The sequence below is a fragment of the Exiguobacterium aurantiacum genome (assembly GCF_024362205.1).
GTDB lineage: Bacteria > Bacillota > Bacilli > Exiguobacteriales > Exiguobacteriaceae > Exiguobacterium > Exiguobacterium aurantiacum_B.
Genome location: NZ_CP101462.1, coordinates 2,004,803 through 2,026,356 on the forward strand (window position 1 = coordinate 2,004,803; position 21,554 = coordinate 2,026,356).

At 52.0% G+C, this 21,554-nt stretch carries 19 protein-coding genes and 1 other annotated feature; of the genes, 2 read left to right on the forward strand and 17 right to left on the reverse strand.

What is annotated here, in order from left to right; genetic code table 11:
• Nucleotides 1-3: 3 nt before the first annotated feature.
• Nucleotides 4-927 carry an oligopeptide ABC transporter permease gene (gene opp3b, locus NMQ00_RS10425; protein ID WP_255176638.1) on the reverse strand — a complete coding sequence of 308 codons (924 nt, stop codon included), beginning with the start codon at nucleotides 925-927 and terminating at the stop codon, nucleotides 4-6.
• Between the two features lie 302 nt (nucleotides 928-1,229).
• Nucleotides 1,230-2,846: a peptide ABC transporter substrate-binding protein gene (locus tag NMQ00_RS10430; protein ID WP_255176639.1), complete on the reverse strand. Its 1,617-nt coding sequence runs from the start codon at nucleotides 2,844-2,846 to the stop codon at nucleotides 1,230-1,232.
• Between the two features lie 340 nt (nucleotides 2,847-3,186).
• Between NMQ00_RS10430 and NMQ00_RS10435 the strand changes: the two genes are divergently transcribed.
• Complete coding sequence (locus tag NMQ00_RS10435) at nucleotides 3,187-3,486, forward strand: DUF3899 domain-containing protein (RefSeq protein ID WP_255176640.1); 300 nt, start codon at nucleotides 3,187-3,189, stop codon at nucleotides 3,484-3,486.
• Between the two features lie 46 nt (nucleotides 3,487-3,532).
• Nucleotides 3,533-3,740: a binding site (T-box leader), on the forward strand.
• Between the two features lie 48 nt (nucleotides 3,741-3,788).
• Nucleotides 3,789-4,790, forward strand: coding sequence for a tryptophan--tRNA ligase (gene trpS / locus NMQ00_RS10440; protein ID WP_255176641.1), 1,002 nt, complete (start codon nucleotides 3,789-3,791; stop codon nucleotides 4,788-4,790).
• A 115-nt stretch (nucleotides 4,791-4,905) separates the two neighbouring features.
• Here trpS and NMQ00_RS10445 read toward each other — a convergent pair whose 3' ends face one another.
• From NMQ00_RS10445 to NMQ00_RS10515, 15 genes are all read right to left on the reverse strand, one after another.
• Nucleotides 4,906-6,561: a peptide ABC transporter substrate-binding protein gene (locus tag NMQ00_RS10445; protein ID WP_255176642.1), complete on the reverse strand. Its 1,656-nt coding sequence runs from the start codon at nucleotides 6,559-6,561 to the stop codon at nucleotides 4,906-4,908.
• A gap of 203 nt (nucleotides 6,562-6,764) precedes the next feature.
• The gene (locus NMQ00_RS10450; protein ID WP_255176643.1) at nucleotides 6,765-8,297 is read right to left on the reverse strand and encodes a peptide ABC transporter substrate-binding protein; all 1,533 of its coding nucleotides are present in this window, start codon (nucleotides 8,295-8,297) and stop codon (nucleotides 6,765-6,767) included.
• Nucleotides 8,298-8,363: 66 nt separating this feature from the next.
• Nucleotides 8,364-9,596, reverse strand: coding sequence for a beta-ketoacyl-ACP synthase II (gene fabF / locus NMQ00_RS10455; RefSeq protein ID WP_255176644.1), 1,233 nt, complete (start codon nucleotides 9,594-9,596; stop codon nucleotides 8,364-8,366).
• Nucleotides 9,593-10,552: a beta-ketoacyl-ACP synthase III gene (locus NMQ00_RS10460; protein WP_255176645.1), complete on the reverse strand. Its 960-nt coding sequence runs from the start codon at nucleotides 10,550-10,552 to the stop codon at nucleotides 9,593-9,595. The genes fabF and NMQ00_RS10460 overlap by 4 nt, the downstream gene beginning before the upstream one ends.
• 75 nt (nucleotides 10,553-10,627) lie before the next feature.
• On the reverse strand, nucleotides 10,628-11,332 hold the full coding sequence (gene mtnN, locus NMQ00_RS10465; protein ID WP_255176646.1) for a 5'-methylthioadenosine/S-adenosylhomocysteine nucleosidase: 705 nt from the start codon (nucleotides 11,330-11,332) through the stop codon (nucleotides 10,628-10,630).
• Nucleotides 11,333-11,387: 55 nt separating this feature from the next.
• The gene (greA, locus tag NMQ00_RS10470) at nucleotides 11,388-11,861 is read right to left on the reverse strand and encodes a transcription elongation factor GreA (RefSeq protein ID WP_029595793.1); all 474 of its coding nucleotides are present in this window, start codon (nucleotides 11,859-11,861) and stop codon (nucleotides 11,388-11,390) included.
• A gap of 66 nt (nucleotides 11,862-11,927) precedes the next feature.
• Nucleotides 11,928-12,563 carry a uridine kinase gene (gene udk, locus NMQ00_RS10475; RefSeq protein ID WP_034776924.1) on the reverse strand — a complete coding sequence of 212 codons (636 nt, stop codon included), beginning with the start codon at nucleotides 12,561-12,563 and terminating at the stop codon, nucleotides 11,928-11,930.
• 16 nt (nucleotides 12,564-12,579) lie between these two features.
• A complete protein-coding gene (locus tag NMQ00_RS10480; RefSeq protein WP_255176647.1) occupies nucleotides 12,580-13,221 on the reverse strand; it encodes an O-methyltransferase in 642 nt (213 codons plus the stop codon).
• Between the two features lie 66 nt (nucleotides 13,222-13,287).
• The gene (mltG, locus tag NMQ00_RS10485) at nucleotides 13,288-14,430 is read right to left on the reverse strand and encodes an endolytic transglycosylase MltG (RefSeq protein WP_255176648.1); all 1,143 of its coding nucleotides are present in this window, start codon (nucleotides 14,428-14,430) and stop codon (nucleotides 13,288-13,290) included.
• Nucleotides 14,431-14,501: 71 nt separating this feature from the next.
• On the reverse strand, nucleotides 14,502-14,804 hold the full coding sequence (locus tag NMQ00_RS10490) for a DUF1292 domain-containing protein (RefSeq protein WP_255176649.1): 303 nt from the start codon (nucleotides 14,802-14,804) through the stop codon (nucleotides 14,502-14,504).
• Between the two features lie 13 nt (nucleotides 14,805-14,817).
• Nucleotides 14,818-15,240 carry a Holliday junction resolvase RuvX gene (gene ruvX, locus NMQ00_RS10495; RefSeq protein WP_255176650.1) on the reverse strand — a complete coding sequence of 141 codons (423 nt, stop codon included), beginning with the start codon at nucleotides 15,238-15,240 and terminating at the stop codon, nucleotides 14,818-14,820.
• Nucleotide 15,241: 1 nt separating this feature from the next.
• Nucleotides 15,242-15,508 (reverse strand): IreB family regulatory phosphoprotein, encoded by a 267-nt coding sequence (locus tag NMQ00_RS10500; protein ID WP_029595797.1) that lies wholly within the window; start codon nucleotides 15,506-15,508, stop codon nucleotides 15,242-15,244.
• A gap of 37 nt (nucleotides 15,509-15,545) precedes the next feature.
• Nucleotides 15,546-18,185 carry an alanine--tRNA ligase gene (alaS, locus tag NMQ00_RS10505; RefSeq protein ID WP_255176651.1) on the reverse strand — a complete coding sequence of 880 codons (2,640 nt, stop codon included), beginning with the start codon at nucleotides 18,183-18,185 and terminating at the stop codon, nucleotides 15,546-15,548.
• A gap of 310 nt (nucleotides 18,186-18,495) precedes the next feature.
• The gene (gene recD2, locus NMQ00_RS10510) at nucleotides 18,496-20,703 is read right to left on the reverse strand and encodes an SF1B family DNA helicase RecD2 (protein WP_255176652.1); all 2,208 of its coding nucleotides are present in this window, start codon (nucleotides 20,701-20,703) and stop codon (nucleotides 18,496-18,498) included.
• Nucleotides 20,704-20,773: 70 nt separating this feature from the next.
• Nucleotides 20,774-21,460 carry a magnesium and cobalt transport protein CorA gene (locus NMQ00_RS10515; RefSeq protein ID WP_255176653.1) on the reverse strand — a complete coding sequence of 229 codons (687 nt, stop codon included), beginning with the start codon at nucleotides 21,458-21,460 and terminating at the stop codon, nucleotides 20,774-20,776.
• Nucleotides 21,461-21,554: the final 94 nt, after the last annotated feature.

Here is a 21,554-nt window from a genome sequence, read left to right on the forward strand (position 1 = left end):
CAGTTATTCCCCCCCCAAACGAATACGTGGGTCAACGACTCCGTAGAGCAAGTCGACAAGCAGAATGATAATAATGAACAGGCCTGAGAAGAACAGCGTCGTACCCATGATGACCGAGTAATCATTCAACGTAATAGATGTGACGAACAATTCACCAAGTCCAGGAACCGCAAAGATTTTCTCAATGACGAACGTACCTGTCAAGAGACCGGCCGTCATCGGTCCAAGAATCGTGATCGCAGGAATCATTGCGTTACGTACCATGTGTTTCCAAACGATGGCATTCCCGGTCAGTCCTTTCGCCTTCGCGAGCGTGACATAGTCTTGTCCGGTCACTTCTAGCATCTCGGTCCGGACGAAACGGGCAATAGACGCCGTAACACCGAGCGAGAGCGAGATGGTCGGCAAAATCGTGTGTGCCGGTGAATCCCAGAACGCGACAGGGAGGATTTGTAATTTAACCCCTACATAGTACTGAAGGAGGGCTGCAAATACGAACGACGGGACAGAAATCCCGATAACCGATACGAACATTGAACCATAGTCGATGTACGTGTTATGACGGATGGCTGCTACGATTCCGAGCAACAACCCGACAAAAGTACCAAGGACTAATGCTTGAATACCTAATTGTGCCGAAGGTCCAATTCGTTCCATAATCAACTCCGTCACCGGCCGGTTGGCCGTACGGAATGACACGCCGAGGTCACCTTGCACAAGGTTCCCTAAGTACGTCGCATAACGAACTGGAAGCGGATCATTGAGTCCGTAGCGATCGTTCAAGAGCTGAATTTGTGTTTCCGTCAATTTCTCCTGGTTTTGGTACGGCGAACCTGGAAGCAGGTCCATCAGGAAAAACGTGAACGTCGCAATCAAGAAGAACGTGATGAGGCCGTAAGTCAGCCGTTGCAGAATATAACGTCCCATAAATAAATACCCCCTGTTTTTCTAATGTGTCTATGCTTGCACCAACAGCGTCACTATGACATATTGCCCTTTTCTTGAATTCACAAAATGAAAGGAATTTTCTGAAAGAATAGGTCAAACGTCATCTCAAGGCTCTTAACACAGCACGTGAAAATTGAAGAATGCTTAGTTTGTAAAGTATTCTGAATTTTCACTGTTACTACATTATACTTTACCAACAAAACATTTGAATAGTATTTTCTCTCATTTCGGTTTTTTTTTTAGAAAAGGGGGGACATGCATGATGCATGCCCCCTTCTCCTTTAGTTGATGTCGACGTATTTGTACTGGTAATCAGCACCGAATAGTTGACGGTTGAAGTTTTCGACGTTTGGACGGAGCAAGTAAGCCACACCAGCTTGATAAATCGGCATGATGGCTTGATCTTGTTCAATCAAGAGCGTCTCTGCTTCTTTAAATTTGTCATAACGAGCATCGATCGCTGTTTCAGCAGATGCTTCATCAATCAATTTATCATAGGCAGTAGACTTGTAGTTGATATCGTTTTGACCGTTGTCAGACGTGAAGATACCAAGGTTTGTGAGCGGATCTTGATAGTCAGGTCCCCAAAGGGCGAATGACATTTGGTACTCCCCTTTAGCTTCGAGTTCGAGTTTGTTGTTGAACGGTTGTTGTGAGATGCTCACAGTCACGTTCGGCAGGTTCGATTCGATTTGGCCTTTCATATACTCTGAAATTTGTTTCGATACTTCGCTGTCGAATGAGAGAAGTTCGATTGTGACAACTTCGCCGCCAGTCGCTTCTTCCCACAGCGATGCCGCTTCGTCAGCGTTCGTCTCAAAGTGCGTCACGCCTTCCGTGTAATCCGTGCCGTCTTCATACTTGATGAAGTCTTTCGGGATGAATGAAGTCGTGGCGATTGAACCGTTGTTCAAGAGTTGATCGATGATGCCGGCTGGATCGACCGCACGAGCGATTGCTTTACGAGCATTGACGTCAGCGAAGACTTCATCTTCATGATTGAATTTGAAGTAACCGACGCTTGAACGAAGACCTGTATTATAATCATCGTTCTCTTGGAAAGCAGCAACTTGTTCAGATGAGAGGCCAGCGTAGTCGACTTCTCCTGCTTCATATAAGTTGACGACAGTCGATGTTTCCTTGACGACACGAACGTCGACTTTCTCAAGTGATACATTTTCAGCATCCCAATACGCGTCGTTTTTTGTCAATACGTATCCTTGCTCACGATCCCACTCCGACCATGTGAATGGACCGTTGTAAATGTGGTTCTCAGGATTCGTCGAGAAGTCCGCACCTTTTTCAGTGGCGAACGCTTCGTTGATCGGTGTGAACGTACCGAACGATGTGAGTGAGATGAATGATGGGTCTGGACGTTCGAGTGTGACTTCGAGAGTCTTCTCATCGATTGCCTTCACACCGAGATCTTCTTTTGGAAGCTCTCCTGTGTTGATGGCTTCTGCGTTTTTAACCGTGTTCATGATATACGCGTATTGTGAACCTGTTTCAGGATCCACGGCGCGTTGCCAAGCGTAGACGAAATCGTTCGCTGTGACAGGTTCGCCGTTAGACCATTCCGCATCACGGAGTGTGAACGTGTAGACCGTTTCGTCTTCATTCACTTCAGGCTCTCCTTCAGCGATAGCTGGAACGGCATTCCCGTCTTGGTCGAGACGATAAAGACCTTCCATCGTGTTGGCGATCAAGTTGAACGCGACTGCGTCCGTCGCGAGCGCCGGGTCAGCCGTTGTAATATCAGACGTGTCCGTCAAGCGGAGTACTTTTTCTCCGTTCGAAGACGAACCGCCGTCAGAGTCTCCGCCAGTCGAGCACGCGGCGAGCACTGAACCGAGTGCCAAGATGAGTGTCATCATGAGCAAAATCGATTTTTTCTTCATTGCGATGTCCCCTTTCTGAATCGTGAAGCATGGCGTTTCGTCGGATGTAACATCTTACTTTTTCTTTAATTTTCTGAATATTTCATTTTGTATCCGACGAAAGAACGTTAGGGCTATTGTAAAAAATTTTTAATCAAACTGTCAACTCCTTAATAAACCGCTGTCATTTCCAACACGAACTTCTCGCCTTCTTCACCAATCAACGGGTATCATAGAGCCATAGGGCGGATGGCTCGATGGAGCGCATCCACACTGAAAGGAGTTTGACATATTGAAAAATTTTAGAAGTATACTAATCGTTTGGGGAATTGTCACAATTGTCTACACGGTTTGGTCGAGCTTGTCTTATTATCAGGATGAAACGTTATCGTTTCATTTGAGCGGCGGATTGTTTGTCGCTGGGATGCTCGTCTTTGCGATCGGCATGTTCTCTCAAATGAGCGCGTCCGGATTATTCGACGGCATCATGTACGGGTTCAAGCGCAACCGTCGCGCCAAGTTGAAAGAGATTGATCCGGATTATGAAGAAGACGAAGAAGCGACACCAGAAGAACGCGCGTCTCAAAAACAATCAGCTTGGCGTTGGGTGTATGTCGGGGTTGTCAGTATCGTTCTCTCCTACGTGATCACCCTCGTTTGACCTTCCGATTTTTCAGACGATATGCTACACTATGGCTAGAACAATAGGAAACACAAAGAAGAAGACAAGTACCTCGAATCCCCTTTCCCCCAGAGAGTCTACGTTGCTGCGAGTAGATGGAAAGCGTCGAGCGAATGGACTTCGGAGTGGCTCGCCTGAACGGTAGTACGGCGAGACGGACACGCCCGTTAACGCGATCAAGTGGCATGAACTTCATGCAAATTTGGGTGGCACCGCGGTTATTCGTCCCGATTTTTTCGGGCGGGGAACCGCGGTTTTTTATATTCTTTGGAGGTGCAATCATGGCAAAAATCTTTTCTGGCATTAAACCGACCGGCGTCGTGACGCTCGGCAACTACTTAGGCGCGATGAAACAGTTCGTCGAGCTCCAAGAAGAGCACGAGGCGTTCTACTGTGTCGTCGATCTCCATTCGATCACGGTCCAGCTCGACCGGGTCGAGTTGATGGACAACACGCGCAAACTCGCGGCGCTCTATCTCGCCTGCGGACTCGACCCTGAGAAATCGACGATTTTCGTCCAATCGGAAGTGAAAGCGCACGCCCAGCTCGGATGGATGTTGACATGTATCGCCGGCATGGGTGAACTAAGCCGCATGACGCAATACAAAGACAAATCTCAAAACAGTGAAAACATCGGCGCCGGCTTGTTCGTCTATCCGACGCTGATGGCAGCCGATATCCTCTTGTACGGGACAGAACTCGTCCCGGTCGGCGATGACCAAAAACAACACGTCGAATTGACACGTGATTTGGCCGAACGCTTCAACAAACGTTATTATGAGACGTTCACGATTCCTGAACCACTCATTCAAAAAGAAGGCGCGCGCATCATGAGCTTGACGAACCCCGTCAAGAAGATGTCGAAATCGGATGCGAACGTAAAAGGTTTTATTTCAATGCTCGATGAGCCGAACGTCATCCGTAAGAAAATCAAGAGCGCGGTTACGGACTCGAGCGGTGTCATCAGTTTCGACCGGGAGAACAAACCAGGCATCTCGAACTTGCTTGAGATTTACTCGCTGTCGACCGATACACCAATCGATGAACTCGTCGAGCGCTACAAAGATTCGAATTATGGGACGTTCAAGCAAGACGTCTCGGAAGCGGTCGTCGCGTTGCTCGAGCCAATCCAGAATCGCTATCACGAACTCGTCGACTCAGCTGAGCTCGATGCGATCCTCGACGCGGGTCGTGAAAAAGCGGAAGCCGTCGCCAACAAAAATCTCGCGAAGATCGAGAAAGCGATGGGCCTGAACCGAAAACGGGCCAAAGTGAAGAAATAAGAAGAAGCCGCCCTTTGCATGCAAAGGGCGGCTTCTTCGTGTAGCGTATTAGCTTAATTTGATGACACAAAAAAAGAGACAGGCGTCCCTGTCTCTTTTCGCGTATTGTTTCGGATTACTGTTTGCCTTCGATATAAGCCCACTTGTACGAGTAGTCAGCGCCGAACGCGTGTTCAACGATGTCCTTGACGTATGGCTTCGTGAGGCGAGCCGATCCACGTTGGTAAACTGGCGAGATGGCGTTCTCTTCAAGAACGATTTTCTCTGCAGCTTGAAGGTCAGCCCAACGCTGTTCAGCATCTGTGCTTGATTTCGCAGACTCGATGAGTTTGTCAAATTCTTCGTTCGACCACTTACCACGGTTGTATGGTCCGTCAGTGACGAAGAGGTCAACGAATGTCATTGGATCCTGGTAGTCAGGGCCCCATCCAGCGAATGTCAACTCGAACTCACCTTTGTTCTCAAGGTCAAGTTTGTTGTTGAACGGTTGTTGCTTGATTGTAAGTGTGATACCTGGAAGGTTCTTCTCAAGTTCACCTTTGATGAACTCACCGATTTGCTTCGCAGATTCTGAGTCATAGTTGAGGAGTTCGATTTCGACAGAGTCTTGGCCGAGCTCTTCAAGTCCTGCTTCCCAAAGTTCTTTCGCACGATCCACGTCGTAGCCGCCGATGTCGCCGTTCGCTTCACGGAAGTCCGCGCCGTCTGGTCCAGTTACGAAATCTTTTGGTACGAGGTAGTTGGCAGGAACTGAACCGTTCGCAAGGAGCGTTTCAGAGATCGCTGCTTTATCGTATGCCGCGTCAATCGCGTTACGGATGTTTTGGTTGTCGAGTGCTTCAACCGCAGTGTTGAACTGGAGGTAGAAGAGTGTTGGCTCGACGACAGTCGAGAAGTCTTCGTTGTCTTGGTATTGCGCAACGAGTTCAGAAGTCAAACCAGTACGGTCAACGTCGCCGTTTTCGTACAAGTTAACACCTGTTGAAACTTCTTTAACGACTTTAACGTTGATTTCGTCAAGTTTGACGGCCTCAGCATCCCAGTAGTCGTCGTTCTTAACCATTTTCCAGCCTTGCTCGCGCTCCCAGCTTTCGAGTTTGAACGGTCCGTTGTAGAGAGTTGTCTCTGCAGACGTACCGAAGTTCTCGCCTTGCTCAGTGTCGAACGACTCAAGTTTAGGCATGAATACGCCGAAGCTTGTGAGGCCAAGGAAGTAATCAGCTGGTGCAGTCAATTTAACTTCAAGTGTCTGATCATCAGTCGCAGTGACGCCGACAGCGTCGCGCTCGCCTTCGCCAGTGTTGTAGGCTTCAGCACCTTCGATGATTGACATTACGTAAGCATATTGTGAAGCGTTGTCCGGATTAAGGACTTCTTTCCAAGCGTATTCGAAGTCGTTAGCTGTTACAGGCTCACCGTTAGACCAAGTTGCGCCTTCACGGATTTTGAACGTGTACGTTTTACCGTCTTCAGAGACGTCGTGATCTTCCGCGATCCCCGGTGTTGGGTTATCTTCGTCGTCCATACGATAGAGACCTTCGTTAACATTGTTCAACACGTTGAACGAAACCGCGTCAGTCGCGAGTGTAGGGTTAAGTGAAGGGATGTCAGAACTATCGAGCAAGTTGAGGACTTGCTCCTCGTCTGCGCCGCCTTCAGAACCTTGATTATTTGATGTTGTCTCTTCTTCCCCACCCGAGCAAGCTGCTAGGAATGCGCTAGATAGAAGCGTTACCGACGTTGCTAAAGCAAAACCTTTTTTCTTATTCATTGCGATGACCCCCTGATTTTTTTCGGTTTAACGAAATGAACGATGGTAGAAAATTCAGATATCTCACTTTACAAAATTTGCTACCACAATCCCGTTGAAGCAATAATACAATATTCTGATAATTTTGCAAAGTGTTTATTTTGATTTTTCTAAAAAATTTTTATTATAGGCTAAAAGCCCGCCTTGGGAGACGGGCTTTTAGCTCATTTTTCATAAACTTTAGAAAAAGCTAGGACGTACGAAGGACCGATGACCGGAAAACCGATGACCGCATATTTGGAATCGACTGTGTAAGATCTTCCAGCTTGGTAGATTGGGATAACGACAGCTTCTTCCAACAGCCGTTTTTCCGCTTGTCGATACGTCTCATTTCGATCCGCGAGCACTTCGGTCGAGCGAGCCTCATCCATCAACCGATCGAACGTTTCGTCCGTGTAGCCACTCGAATTCAAATAGTTATTTGTCTCGAATTGGGTCAAATAGGCACTGAATGCTGGATAGTCCGGTTGCCAGCCTGAAAGTGACAACGCATAGTCGCCTGCGACTTCTTTCCTAACTTTGTCACCGAGCGGCAACTCGACCACGTTCACTTGAAGACCCGGAAGTTGTTCAAGCTCCGTTTCAATCGTTTGGGCAATCTGCCGCGCTTCCTCATCGACAAAACTGAGCAACTCAATCTCGATTTCCTCTTCCTCGAGCCGTCCGAGCACTTCCTCGAATAGCTTGACCGCGTCCCCATCAAGCGATGGCTCCACTTCCGTTTGATCCGTGACGAGCAATCGTTCTGTCGTCCGTTCCGACCGAGCGAGCGACCCGGTTACGGCTTCCCGGTCTAGGACGAGGGCGAGCGCCCGGCGGAAGTCGGCGTCGTCGAACGGATATTCATCGACATTTGGTTTTAAATAGAAGACGCCGCTGCGCGGGACGTCGACGAGCTTCCCTTCGAGTGCTTCAATCGTCGCCTCATCCGTACCATATGGAATCGGGTGGATACCATCAGGTTCCGAATCGAGTCCTTCGTCCGCTAAGATGGTGATCTTCTCAAGGGTGACACGTTCGGCATCATAATACGTCTCATTTTTGATTAACGTCACTTGGACTGCGTCAATCGACTCGACTTGGAACGGTCCGTTGGCATCGAGCTCTCGCCATTCCCCGATCATCGGCTGCGGCAAAAAGGCCGGCATCGCCAAGATTTGCTCGAATCCTTCCATTGGCCGCTCGAGCGTCAGTTCGAATGTCTGCTCGTCGATCGCTTTTGCGCCGAGCTCCTCTGGTTGTTTCGTCCCGAGACTGATCGCTTTCGCATTCAATACGTCTTCAATCAAGAAACTGAACGGAGAATTCGTATCATCATCGGCGAGCATCCGAAAATGATTGACGAACGTTTCCGCCGTGATGGCGTTCCCGTTCACGGTTTCACTTGCTTTCAAGTTGAACGTATACGTCGCGCCGTCCTCAGAACGCGTCATCGACTCGACGAGTCCCGGTTCAATCTCGCCGTCCGCTCCAAAGCGATATAATCCTTCATAAATATGCGATAACACGGTTTGCGAACTCGGATCGATGGCGAGCAGCGCATTCGGTTGCTCCGGTAACGTTTCCCCATGGATTGTCACAATCTGTTCTTCGGGTGGTAGTAATTCTCGTGCCTGCTCTCGTTGTCCGTACCAAATAACGAAAAAAAGGATAAGGACTGAACCCAACAAGGCGGCACCGATGAAAAATCGTTTCATCTGGCATTCTCCTCTCTGTTAGACCAACCCTTATACCCTACCCGTTTTTGTCACTTTTTTCTACTATTAGTCGTTTACTTTCGCGAAGGCGAGCGTCGCGTTGTGGCCCCCGAAGCCAAGCGAGTTGCTCAGTGCGTACTGGATATCAAGTTCCCGATTTCTGTCGCGGACATAGTCTAAATCGCAATCGTCTGCCGGTGTCTCACAGTTGATTGTCGGATGAATCCGGCCCTCATGAATCGACAACGCGGTGATGACGGCCTCGACTCCGCCGGCTGCGCCGAGCAAGTGCCCGATCATCGACTTCGATGAGTTGACGGCCAAGTTGTGCGCGTGGTCACCGAAGACGTTGTGGATGGCTTTCGTCTCGAGCATGTCGTTGAGTGGTGTGCTCGTTCCGTGTGCGTTGATGTATTGAACGTCTTCTGGACGAATTCCCGCGTCACGAAGCGCCTCGTTCATCGCTTTCGATCCGCCTTCCGCTTCCGGTGACGGTGCCGTGATGTGGTAAGCGTCCGAACTCATGCCATACCCGACGACTTCCGCATACATTTTGGCTCCGCGCGCTTTCGCATGCTCATATTCCTCGAGAACGAGCACGCCCGCGCCTTCACCCATGATGAAGCCGTCACGGTTCTTATCGAACGGGCGACATGCCGTGTTCGGATCCGGATTCGTCGATAGCGCCTTGTTGGCACAGAACCCTGAGAACGAGAGCGGCGTGATTGGTGCTTCGGCCCCACCTGCGAACATCGCGAGGGCATCACCACGTTGGATGACTTTGAACGCTTCCCCGATTGAGTTCGTCCCAGAGGCACAAGCTGTGACCGAGCAGTTGCTCGGCCCTTTCGCCCCGAGGTAAATCGAGACTTGACCGCTTGCCATGTTCGGAATCATCATCGGGATGAAGAACGGGCTGATGCGGCGTGGTCCCCGTTCATGCAAGATGCTCGCTTGTTTGTCGATCGTCTCGACGCCGCCGATCCCGCTTCCAATCCAAATCCCGACGTCGTCCGCGATTGCTTTCACATCTAGACCGCTATCCCGATGCGCTGCGTCAGCCGCAAGAATCGAATATTGAATGAACGAGTCCATCTTGCGCGCTTCCTTTGGCTCGACCAAATGATCGATGTTCCATTCCTTTACTTCTGCCCCGACTTTCGCCGGATATTGGCTAATATCAATCTTCGTTAACGTATCGACTGCATTTTCCCCGTTCAACAGTCGCTCCCACATTGCCGTAACGTCGTTCCCGAGTGGGGAAACGACTCCTAATCCTGTGATGACTACTCGTTTCATGCGTTAATCTCCTCCGTGATGTTAGCGTTATTCCATGTTAGACAACTCGCTCCCCATGTGAGCCCGGCGCCGAATCCGGCGACGACGACCGTCTGGCCTTTTGAGATTTTCCCTTGCTTGACCGCTTCGGCCAAAGCGAGTGGAATTGAAGCGGCTGACGTGTTCGCATGGTCTTGAATCGTCACGACAACTTTCTCTTCATCAATCCCTAACCGTTCAATCGCCGCGTCGATGATGCGACGGTTGGCCTGGTGCGGCACGAGGACGTCCAAATCCTCGATTGTCTTCCCAGCCCCTTGTAACGCCTCTAAGACGATATCGGGCATTTTCCGGACCGCGAATTTAAACACTTCACGGCCGTTCATAACAATTTTACCTTCTTCGTTCTCATATAAGAACTTTCCGCCGGTCCCGTCGCTGCCGAGCACGATTGAATCGATGGCGGCGACGCTGTCTTCACCGAGGACGACGGCACCTGCCCCATCACCGAACAAGACGGCGGTCGAGCGATCGTCCCAATCGATGAGGTTGCCCATCTTCTCGGCTCCGATGACGAGTGTCCGTTTCAAGCCTTTCGCCTGCATCATGCTCTTCGCCGTATCCATCGCGAAGATGAAGCCGCTACAGGCGGCACTGACGTCAAAAGCGACCGCTCGCTTAGCTCCAAGGTTGGCCTGTACGAGACACGCTGTCGCCGGGAATGACGGTGCCGTTGCCGTCGCGCAGATGATCGCGTCGATGTCTTCAATCGAGACACCCGCACTTTGGAGCGCCCGCTCGCCAGCTTGTGTGGCCATATCGGCGACCGAAAGATCGGCGTCGGCCAAATGTCGCGCCTCAATCCCGGTCCGGGTCCGAATCCATTCGTCGCTCGTATCCATTCGTTTTTCCAAATCGATGTTCGTGATCCGGTTGTCCGGAAGGAACGAACCGATGCCAATGATTCCAATGTTCATATTGATGACCCCTATTCTTAGTATCTGGTACTAATATAAGGGAATAAAAAAGGGATGTCAACGCATCCCTCTCGATTATTCACTTTGGCCGAGTCGTTTCGTGACGGCCATGACCATTTTCGCCGAGTTGATCGATGCCGTCTCCAAAAATTCGTCGAACGACAAGTTCGCTTCCTCATCGGCACTGTCCGAGATCGAACGAGTCACGACGAACGGTACCCCGAACTGGTAGCACGTCTGCGCGATCGGTGCAGCTTCCATCTCGACAGCAGCGACGCCATCGAAATGCCCGAGGATTTCGGCGACACGTTTCGAGTCGTTGATGAACGAGTCACCTGTCACGATGAGTCCGGTATGGACGTTCACGTCATGGAGGCTCTCGATTACTTCTTTACAGACGTCCATCAAGTGCGCGTCAGCCGTATAAGCCGCCGGCATCCCTGGAACTTGCCCATATTCGTAGCCGAACGCCGTCACGTCGACGTCATGGTGTCGGACTTCGGTCGAGACGACGACGTCGCCGACTTTCATCCCTTTCTTGAAGCCGCCGGCTGAACCGGTGTTGATGACGACGTCAGGTTTGAACTTGTCGATCAAGAGCGTCGTGCCGATGGCCGCGTTCACTTTGCCGATGCCTGACTTTAAAATGACGACTTCGACGTTGCCGAGATACCCTTCATAGAAATGATAGTTGGCGATTTCCGTGTCTGTCCGTTCTGTCAATTCGTTGCGGAGCAAGTTCACTTCTTCTTCCATTGCGCCGATGATTCCGATTTTCATGGTGTATGCCTCCTCAGAAAGAGAGCGACCTCCATGTGGATGTCGCTCGTTTGTGTTACTTGATTTCTTTAATTTCGACGACCATGTCGCCGCCTGGCGTTTGAACGTTGACCACGTCTCCGACCGTACGGCCGAGAAGTGCTTTCGCGATCGGTGATTCGTTTGAGATTTTCCCTGTGAACGGGTCGGCCTCGGCGCCACCGACGATCGTGTATGTCTCGTCTTCGTTATCTTCTTGAATGAAGAACGTTACCGTTTTCCCGATGGCGACCATCGAGTTGTCGGCTACGTCATCTTGGATGATGACGGCGTTACGAAGCATCTCTTCAAGTTGGGCGATACGTCCTTCGACCATTGCCTGCTCTTCTTTCGCTGCATCATATTCAGCGTTCTCAGACAAGTCTCCGAAATCGCGGGCGATCTTAATATTCTCAACGACTTCTTTACGGCGCACCGTCTTCAGTTCGTTCAATTCATTTTCGATCTTAGCTTTTCCGTCTAACGTCATGTAATGTTGTTTTTCAGCCATTTCTGTCACTCCTTCATTGTCTCCTAGTATATTACAGCTCGATTAAATTGAAAACGATTTATTTCCTTATGCCCGATTGCGTTCGGTGAGCACCCAGCGAATCTTCGTCACGAGCAAATCGATCGCGACGAAGTTTTCTCCGCCTTCAGGCACGATGATGTCCGCATAGCGTTTCGTCGGCTCACAAAATTGAAGATGCATCGGTCGGACGACGTTCGTATATTGGGCGACGACCGAATCGATCGAGCGGCCCCGCTCATTGAGATCGCGCTGCATCCGGCGCAAGATGCGGACGTCCGCATCCGTGTCGACGAACACTTTAATATCCATCAAGTCACGAAGACGGTCATCCTCGAGCGCCAAGATCCCTTCGACGATGACGACGTCGACCGGCTCGATCAAAATCGTCTTGTCCGAGCGCGTGTGCGCCGCATAGTCATATACCGGTTTCTCGATGGCCTTATGCTCTTGTAACTGTTTGATATGCTCGATCAATAAATCGTTATCGAACGCGAACGGATGGTCATAGTTCGTCTTATACCGCTCTTCCATCGTCATCTCTGACTGGTCTTTATAATACGCGTCTTGCTCGATCATGACGACCGATTGTCCTTTGAACGCATCCACGAGCGCGCGGGCCACGGTCGTCTTGCCTGATCCGGTCCCCCCGGCCACGCCGATTATGACGGGTTTATGTTGCATCAAAGTTGAATCCTCCTCATCGTAATTTACGACTGATTGCTAGGCCATCACCAAGGGGCAAAATTGCAGTATGATAATCGGTCCGTGCCATCAATTGCTCAGTAAACTCTTTCACGAGACGGACGAGCCGGCGGCGCCGACGATCAAGCACTGACACGTCTTCGAGCAGGACGTCCCCTCGTAAAAATAAATTATCGCTGTAAATCGTACCACCAATTGGTACTAAAGCGCCATACCCATCAAAGAATTTTTGATACTGACCTTTGGCGGCGTCGATAAAGACCGCATCGAATTGTCCTTCGACCGTCCCGATGAGTTCCACCGCGTCACCATGAATGACAGTGATCCGGTCCGAAACGTCCGAGCGTCCGATAAAGCCGAGCGCTTCTTCATGACGTCGTGCGTTCCGCTCGATTGTAACGATTTCCGCGTCCGGCAACAGTTCAGCCATTCGGATCGCGCTGTATCCGATCGCCGTCCCGACCTCGAGGATGCGTTTCGGGCGTTGCATCGCGAGGAGCGAGAGCAACACTTCTGATCCGGTCAAGTCCATGATCGGCACGTGATGTTCTCGCGCGAACGCCTCCATCTCCGCCAATAGCGGCGACCGGGGCGTGACCAAGTTCTCCACGTAACCTTCATAGGATGAATGTTCCACGTCGTACACCTCTTACTCTCTAATCATTCAAACGACCGGAAGCCAAGGCTTCCGGTCGCATATCCGTCAATTGTTGTTTGCTTCTTCGAACGCTTCCCATTCCGGGCGATACTTGTTGACGTTCTGTTGATGCGCCTCATACTCCACTTCGAACAAGACTTCCCCATTCGGGAACCCTTCACGCGGTGGGCGGGCGTAGAAATAAACGTTATCCGTATCGTTCGGGTTGAGCGTGGCGACAAACGCGTCACGACTGACCGCAGCAATCGGTCCAATCGGGATTCCCTCATAACGGTAAGTGTTATACAGCGAATCGTTTTGAAGGTCGTTGAACGATGTGAAAATCGATGTCTCCCCGGTACCGTACCAGACGGTTGGGTCAGACTGCAACTTCATGCCATCGGCCAAACGATTCTCAAAGACGCCGGCAATCTCTTGCCGGTCTTCCGTCGAGACCGCTTCTTTCTCGACGACCGAGGCGAGCGAGAGCGTCTCATGGAACGTACGTCCCGAAGCTTCGACCGCATCCCCGTATTCGAGATAAAGTTGTTCGGTCGGCTTGAGCATCTCATCGATGATCTGAGTGAGCGTGACACCTTTGTCGAACTCATACGTCGCCGGGAATAAATACCCTTCGAGCGGGTGATAAATCCCGTCGGCGAGCACTTCGTCCGTCAACATCTCATGCTCATTGACGAGCGAGCGGATATACTCTTCATCACTCAGTTGGTCCGAGATTTCTTCTTTCGGAATATCCGCTTGTTTTGCGAGACGCGCGATGACCTGATCGATCGTAAATCCTTCCGGGATCACCAATTTGATGTCCGGAACGACAATGACTTTCCCTGTCTTCAGCGTGGAAATCAACTCGTCAAGCGACTGTGACGGAGACAACGTATACGTCCCCGCTTGGAACGATGATTCATTTTTAAACCGTGTGTAAAAACGGAAAATCGTGCTATTCCTCACGAGCCCATTCTCTTCGAGTAGTTCACCAATGTACCCAGAACCTGCACCGAGCGGAACCTCGACCTCGACCGTTTCGGTCGAAGACGGGTCGACGGGTTCGAGCGATCGTTTCACGAACGCATACGACACCGCGGCACCTGTGGCGATCACTAGAAGAAAGACAGCAAGGATGATGACCGTAATTCGCCGAACGATCCGGTTACGTGCACGCTTCTCATCAAACATCGATGGATGGTTCATGCGCATTTCTCCCCTGTTCTTCTGTTATGAAGATGGGCGACGAGGGTTTCCCCTAGTCGCCCGTCCACGTATTAGTCTAAACCAACTTCGTCATTGACGATATCGAACGCTTCCATGACTTCTTCGAAGTCAGCATCGTCTTCGACGAGCTTCAAGATGAACTCGCCTTCTTCGAGCTCTTCGATTTCGAACGCGTACACTTCAATTGTGTCGTCATCCTCATCTTCAGTCTCTGGATTGCCGACCGGCTCAAGAACGACAAACGTCTTCTTCGAGCGGTCGCTCGTCATCCGGAAAATTTCTGCAAATAAATGCTCGTCTCCATTTTCGTCTGGAATACGGTACATTTCTTCTTCACGACGGATTTCTGCCATGAGTAATTCCTCCTTATTTGCCTGCACGATCCAGGTAATTTTGTAAAATCATGACGGCTGCCATCTTATCGATGACGGCTTTTCTCTTTTTTCGGCTGACGTCTGCTGAAATGAGCATCCGCTCCGCTTGCATAGTCGTCAGGCGCTCATCGACGAGAACCGTCGGCAAGCCCGTCGCCTCGGTAAGGGCAGCTGCAAACGCCTCTGATGCCTCACCTCGTGGCCCGATCGTCCCGTTCATATTCTTCGGGAGACCGACGACGACTTCTTTCACATCGTACTGCTCAATGATCGGTCGGAGCAGACGGACGGCTTCGTCAAAGTCCGGCTCGGTCCAGTAGACCGTCTCCACACCTTGCGCCGTCCATCCCATGAGGTCGCTCACGGCGACCCCAATCGTCTTCGAACCGACATCGAGCCCCATGACTCGCTTCATATTAATCCTCTCTACGATCGTTCAAATACGATTTGACCAACTCTTCGAGCAGTTCATCTCGTTCGATTTTGCGAATCAAGTTTCGCGCATCGTTATGACGCGGGATGTAGGCAGGGTCACCTGACAACAAGTATCCGACGATTTGATTGATCGGTTGGTAGCCTTTCTCCTCGAGTGCTTGATACACCGTGATCAGCGTCTCCCGAGTGTTGGCTCGATTATCATCTTCTGGAAAATTGAATTGCATCGTGCGATCCATTTGGCTCACAAGAATCCACCTCTTTCCGTTTGCACTTCACACTCTATTATGCCAGTGATTGAACGTAATGTGAAGCAAACTTCAATGCTTCATCCAGTTTTGTCGCATCACGGCCTCCGGCTTGCGCCATATCAGGACGGCCGCCACCGCCACCGCCGCAACGTGTCGCCACTTCTTTGATCAATTTCCCGGCATGGAAGCCGCGGTCGTTCAAGTCTTTCGTCACACCTGCGACGAGATTGACCTTGTCGCCGTTCGCCGACCCGAGCAAGATGACGGCTGAACCGAGCTTGCCTTTCAATTCGTCGACCATGCCGCGGAGCGCATCCATATCTTGTCCGTCGACGCGCTTAGCGATCAACTGAACATCTCCGAACGTCTCAATCGCATCCGTGAGTGACGACGCCTCGATGTTGGCGAGTTTCGCTTTGAGCGATTCGCTCTCACGCTCGAGTTCTTTCATTTCAGCTTGAAGCGCTTGGACACGAGTCGGCACTTCGAGCGGTTTTGTCTTGAGCAATTTTGCTGCTGTCTCAAGCGTCTCGATGTGCTGGTTCATCACTTCGTAAGCCCCAGCTCCCGTGACTGCCTCGATGCGACGTGTGCCGGCTCCAATCCCTGACTCCGACAAGATTTTGAAGAGTCCGATTTCAGCCGTGTTGCCGACGTGGCAACCACCGCAAAGCTCGACCGAGTCACCGGCCGCGACGACGCGGACGACATCCCCATACTTCTCACCGAAGAGTGCCATCGCACCTTTTGCTTTCGCGTCGGCAATGTTCATCTCTTCGATATCGACAGCAATCGACGCCCAAATGCGTTCGTTCACTTGACGCTCGATCGACTGAAGTTCTTCAGCCGTCACTTGACCGAAGTGCGAGAAGTCGAAGCGAAGACGGTCTGGTGTCACGAGGGAACCCGCTTGGTTGACGTGCTCGCCGAGCGTGTCTTTCAACGCGCGATGCAACAAGTGCGTCGCTGTGTGGTTTTTGATGATCGCTTGACGTGAGTCTTTGTCGACCGTCGCCGTCACCGCGACTTCCGCCTTAGCGACACCTGATGTGACCGTGACCGTATGCAAGTTCTGGCCGTTCGGCGCTTTCGAGACGTCTTTCACGTGCAGGACGAAGTCCGACCCGACGATTTGTCCCTTGTCACCGATTTGTCCGCCGCTCTCGGCGTAAAATGGTGTCTGGTCAAGGATGACTTGTGCTTCTTCGCCAGCCGCGACGACATCGACGAGCTCGCCATTGTGAATCAAACTGATGATTTTTGCTTCGGTCCCGAGGTTCGTGTAGCCGACGAATGACGATGGGAGCGTGATTTCAGCAAGAACACCTGACTGGATTTGCATCGACTCGACGTCGGCACGGGCTGTCCGAGCGCGTTCACGCTGGGCGTTCATCGCTTGTTTGAACCCGTCCTCGTCGACCGTCAACTTGTGATCTTCGGCGTATTCAATCGTCAATTCGAGCGGGAATCCGTACGTGTCGTAAAGACGGAACGCGTCTTCGCCGCTGATGACGTTCGAACCGGCCGCTTTTTGCGCTTTCGCGACTTCGTTCAAGATAGCAAGACCGTCATGAAGCGTCTCGTGGAAACGTTCTTCTTCGTTTTTGACGACTTTTTTGATGAAGTCTTTTTTCTCACGGACTTCTGGATAGAAATCAACCATGATGTCACCGACGACGTCGACGAGCTCATACATGAACGGACGCTCGATGCCTAGCATCTTCGCATAACGAACGGCACGGCGGAGCAGACGACGAAGCACGTAGCCGCGTCCTTCGTTCGATGGGAGTGCCCCGTCACCGATCGCGAACGAGACGGTGCGGATATGGTCGGCGATGACTTTGAACGCCACGTCTTTACTGCTGTCGGTGCGATACGTCTCACCGCTGATTTTCTCTGTCTCGTGGATGATCGGCATGAACAAGTCCGTGTCGAAGTTCGTCGGCACGTCTTGCATGACGCTCGCCATCCGCTCGAGACCCATCCCTGTATCAATGTTTTTGCGTGGGAGCTCGGTGTAGTTGCCGTGCCCGTCATGGTTGAACTGACTGAAGACGATGTTCCAGATCTCCAGGTAGCGTTCGTTCTCGCCGCCCGGGTACAGTTCCGGATCGGTCGGGTCGTCCCCGAAAGCCGGTCCGCGGTCGAAGAAGATTTCCGTGTTCGGGCCAGACGGACCTTCCCCGATTTCCCAGAAGTTTTCTTCGAGCGGGATGATACGGTCAGCCGGCACGCCGAGTGCGAGCCAAAGTTGTTTGGCTTCTTCATCTTCTGGGTGAATCGTCACGGACAAGCGGTCCGGGTCGAGTCCGTACCACTCGTCGCTCGTGAGGAGTTCCCAGCCCCATTTGATCGCATCTTCGCGGAAGTAGTCACCGACCGAGAAGTTTCCGAGCATCTCGAAGAACGTATGGTGACGAGCCGTCTTCCCAACGTTCTCGATGTCGTTCGTCCGAATCGACTTCTGGGCGTTGACGATGCGTGGGTTGGCTGGAATGACGCGACCATCAAAGTATTTTTTAAGCGTCGCGACACCTGAGTTGATCCAAAGAAGCGTCGGATCCTCGACCGGTACGAGTGAGGCACTCGGCTCGACACTGTGTCCTTTTGATTTGAAGAAATCTAAATACATTTGGCGAATCTGTGCGCCAGTTAATGGTTTGAGCGGTTTCATCAACAATTCCTCCTTCAGTTTAAACGAAACGAAAAAAAGCGCTGCTCATCCCTGTGGAAAGGGACGAAAGCATCGCTTCGTGGTACCACCCTCGTTCGCACGGCAAAGCCGTGCCTCGAACATCCGATAACGCGGATGAGGCGCCCAGGGTGAGTGGGGACTCCAGACTAGCTTCGGTCGACCGGACCCCCATCTTCTCACAGCCTAGGAAGATGTCTCTGGTGAGGCGGTTACGACGTACTCATTTCCTTCATCGTCTTTAATCGTTTCAGTTTTCTATTCGTCATTATCACACGTCAATCGGGAGACGTCAAGACTTGCCGCCTAGCCGTTCGACGAGTTTCGTCCGGCGCACCGGCTCCTCTTCCCGTGTCGCCGCCTCGAGCGCACGCACGTCCCCGAACAAGAGTAGGCTCTTCTTCGCCCGGGTGACGGCCGTATAGATCAAGTTGCGCGACGAGCGGAAGCCGCCGTTGAAGAAGACGGGCATGAGCACAATTGGAAATTCGGACCCTTGCGACTTATGGATCGTGATCGCATAGGCGTGGGTGAACTGGTCCCACTCGCTCCGGTTATATTCGACCTCGGTCTGATCGAAGCGGATATAGATCTTGTCGACCTTGTCGACGTTCTCTTTCGCGTAGAAGATATTCGTGATCTCTCCGATATCGCCGTTATAGACGTTTTCCTCGGCGTTATTGACGAGTTGGAGCACCTTGTCCCCGTTTCGGTACGTCCGGTTGCCGTGTTTCACTTCACGGGCCGCCGACTTCGGATTGAACACGTTTTGGAGCGCCTCGTTCAACCCGTCGATGCCACAAACCCCGCGATACGTCGGCGCGAGCACTTGGATATCGAACGGTGAATAACCTTTCCGCAGCGCGGCCCCGGCCATTTGACAGATTGCCTGGAGTGCCGTCTCTTGGTTGGCTGTATAGAAGCGACGGTCCGGCAGTGCCGCCAGCAAATCGTCCGGCATCTGTTTCGCGTTGAGCGCGTGCGCTAAGCGCAGGATGCTCGATTCGGACGCCTGTCGATGGACGACATCGAGACGGACGACGGGGATGCCATCGGTCGCCATCAAATCGGCGAGCACTTGGCCCGGTCCGACCGAAGGCAATTGATCTCGGTCCCCGACGAAGAGAATCTTCATCCCGTTCGGTACGGCCCGCAGCAGACTGCGGAACAAGAAGATATCGATCATCGACGCCTCGTCGACGATGAGCACTTTTCCGACGAGCGGATTTGTGTCATCGACTTGGAACGAGCTGCCGTCGAACTTCAAAAGACGGTGAATCGTCGAGGCCGGTAAGCCCGTCGACTCACTGAGCCGTTTCGCGGCCCGGCCGGTCGGTGCGGCGAGCACGAACGGGAACGGTTGGTTCTGTACCGGTTCGAGCTTCCAGTCGAACACGTCGCTGAGCGCGTGGATGATGCCGCGGACGACGGTCGTCTTCCCGGTACCCGGTCCCCCGGTCAGTACCATGAGCGGCGACTTCAAGGCGAGCTCAATCGCTTCCCGCTGTTGTTTCGCATACTCGATTGAAAACATCTCTTCGACGCGTCCGACCGCGTCAAAGATCGTCGTCATATCGACATCTTCCGTCGTCGAGGTCGACATGATGCGCGCGAGTTCTTCGGCCGCTTTTTGTTCGGCCCGGTACACTCGTGGATGATAGACGACCCCGTCTTCGACGATGACACGCTCATCGTTCGCGAGCGTCTCAAGTGCCGAGACGAGCGCCTCACCCGGGTCGCCGCCGATGATGCGCGGCATCTCACTGGCGAGCTGGTCGGCCGTGACGAACAAATGCCCGTTCCCTTGCTCGAGCTCGAGCACGTACAACACAGCCGCTGCGATCCGCTCCGGGTGAATCCCTTGGATCCCGAAATGGGCGGCGATGGCATCGGCCGTCTTGAAGCCGATTCCAGGGACGTCATACATGAGAGCGTATGGATTCTTTTCAATCGTCTCCATGGCCCTTCCCTCATATTCTTTATGAATCTTCGAGGCGAGTCGCGGTGTCACGTCGAACGGCGCCAAAAACAAGAGCAACTGGTCGACCCCATATAAGATGTTCAACCGTTCGGTGATGACGCGGGCCTGTTTCTCTTTCAAACCGTCGACGTTCGACAAGATACTCGGATGCTTGACGATTTGGTCGATGCAGTCGTCTCCGAGCGCATCGGCAATTTTTTGAGCCGTCTTTTGTCCGATGCCCGGGAACGAACCGTTCGTCAAAAAACGGACAGCGGCGCGCTTCGTCATCGGGACGACCCGGCGAATCCACTCGGCCTTCATTTGTTTCCCGAACCGAGGATGGTCGACGAGTCGCCCGTGCGCTTTGTACGTCTCGCCTTTCTCGATGCCGACGCCGACGCCGGCGATGACCATCTCGGTCTCGTCTGTCTCAAAATTCTTTTCTTTTATACGTACGAGCGCGATCGTGTGCGCTTCTTCTTCCGATTGAAACAGGACGCGGATGACTTTTCCTGTCAACTCGTAAGGTGCTGCCATCATTCGAGCCACCTCCAGCTAGTTTTCCATCCCCCATTATAGCCCGAGTGGAAACGATAGGACAAATCACCTAACTGAACAGGTTGAGGATACGCTCGAGCTGGTCGAGATCGACACGTTCGAGAATTCGAATCAATTGGTCGACATCGATTCGATTCAAGATGCGCTCGAGTTGCTCCAAGTCCACGGTTTCAAGCAATCGTTCGAACCTTTCTAACTCGCCCGAATTGACATAACCTTCGAGCCGCTCGAACAGTTCGGTCCGCTCGACACGAAACAATTGCTCGAGTGATGGGCGTTGCAGTAACAGTACGAGACCTGCGGCGACGACATGGACACCCCAGTTCAGGACGACGTGACCGAGCCGCACCGTCTGTCCGACGAACGGGATGAGCGGGATAAACGACAGCTGTAACACGATGATGACTAACTGAATATACGGATTCGGGATGAACCAAGCTACAATCGCGAGCAGGGCCGGAACGACCCAGGCCATCCCGACCGCACTAAATGTCACGGACCAGGACCGATTGGCCGACAACACCCAGTGCATGATGATGCCGAGCACGAAGAACGTCGCGAACAAGACTAACAGCACGGTCGTCGCCCGCTCCGACTCGACGACGACACGAAACAACAGATTATTCGTCCACTCGCCCATCGCGAGACGTTCGTCGACGGCAGAGAACAGCCGACCGAGCATGAACCATTCGATGATGAAAAATATAACGACACTGACCAAACTAATCATCCGCATATGATTTCTCCCCTCTCACATTGCTAATCCATTTCCCGAACACTTGGACGGCTATGCACGTTTTTCGTCGAATCAAAGCGGGAACTGTTCGAGT

Bases quoted from the DNA above. Each gene is read 5' to 3' on its own strand.
- NMQ00_RS10430 (WP_255176639.1), bottom strand. From the start codon at position 2,846: ATGAAGAAAAAATCGATTTTGCTCATGATGACACTCATCTTGGCACTC.
- ruvX (WP_255176650.1), bottom strand. From the start codon at position 15,240: ATGAAGCGAGTCATGGGGCTCGATGTCGGTTCGAAGACGATTGGGGTC.
- recD2 (WP_255176652.1), bottom strand. From the start codon at position 20,703: ATGGCAGCACCTTACGAGTTGACAGGAAAAGTCATCCGCGTCCTGTTT.
- NMQ00_RS10450 (WP_255176643.1), bottom strand. From the start codon at position 8,297: ATGAAACGATTTTTCATCGGTGCCGCCTTGTTGGGTTCAGTCCTTATC.
- fabF (WP_255176644.1), bottom strand. From the start codon at position 9,596: ATGAAACGAGTAGTCATCACAGGATTAGGAGTCGTTTCCCCACTCGGG.
- trpS (WP_255176641.1), top strand. From the start codon at position 3,789: ATGGCAAAAATCTTTTCTGGCATTAAACCGACCGGCGTCGTGACGCTC.
- alaS (WP_255176651.1), bottom strand. From the start codon at position 18,185: ATGAAACCGCTCAAACCATTAACTGGCGCACAGATTCGCCAAATGTAT.
- NMQ00_RS10460 (WP_255176645.1), bottom strand. From the start codon at position 10,552: ATGAACATTGGAATCATTGGCATCGGTTCGTTCCTTCCGGACAACCGG.
- mtnN (WP_255176646.1), bottom strand. From the start codon at position 11,332: ATGAAAATCGGAATCATCGGCGCAATGGAAGAAGAAGTGAACTTGCTC.
- greA (WP_029595793.1), bottom strand. From the start codon at position 11,861: ATGGCTGAAAAACAACATTACATGACGTTAGACGGAAAAGCTAAGATC.
- mltG (WP_255176648.1), bottom strand. From the start codon at position 14,430: ATGAACCATCCATCGATGTTTGATGAGAAGCGTGCACGTAACCGGATC.
- udk (WP_034776924.1), bottom strand. From the start codon at position 12,563: ATGCAACATAAACCCGTCATAATCGGCGTGGCCGGGGGGACCGGATCA.
- NMQ00_RS10515 (WP_255176653.1), bottom strand. From the start codon at position 21,460: ATGCGGATGATTAGTTTGGTCAGTGTCGTTATATTTTTCATCATCGAA.
- NMQ00_RS10445 (WP_255176642.1), bottom strand. From the start codon at position 6,561: ATGAATAAGAAAAAAGGTTTTGCTTTAGCAACGTCGGTAACGCTTCTA.
- NMQ00_RS10490 (WP_255176649.1), bottom strand. From the start codon at position 14,804: ATGGCAGAAATCCGTCGTGAAGAAGAAATGTACCGTATTCCAGACGAA.
- opp3b (WP_255176638.1), bottom strand. From the start codon at position 927: ATGGGACGTTATATTCTGCAACGGCTGACTTACGGCCTCATCACGTTC.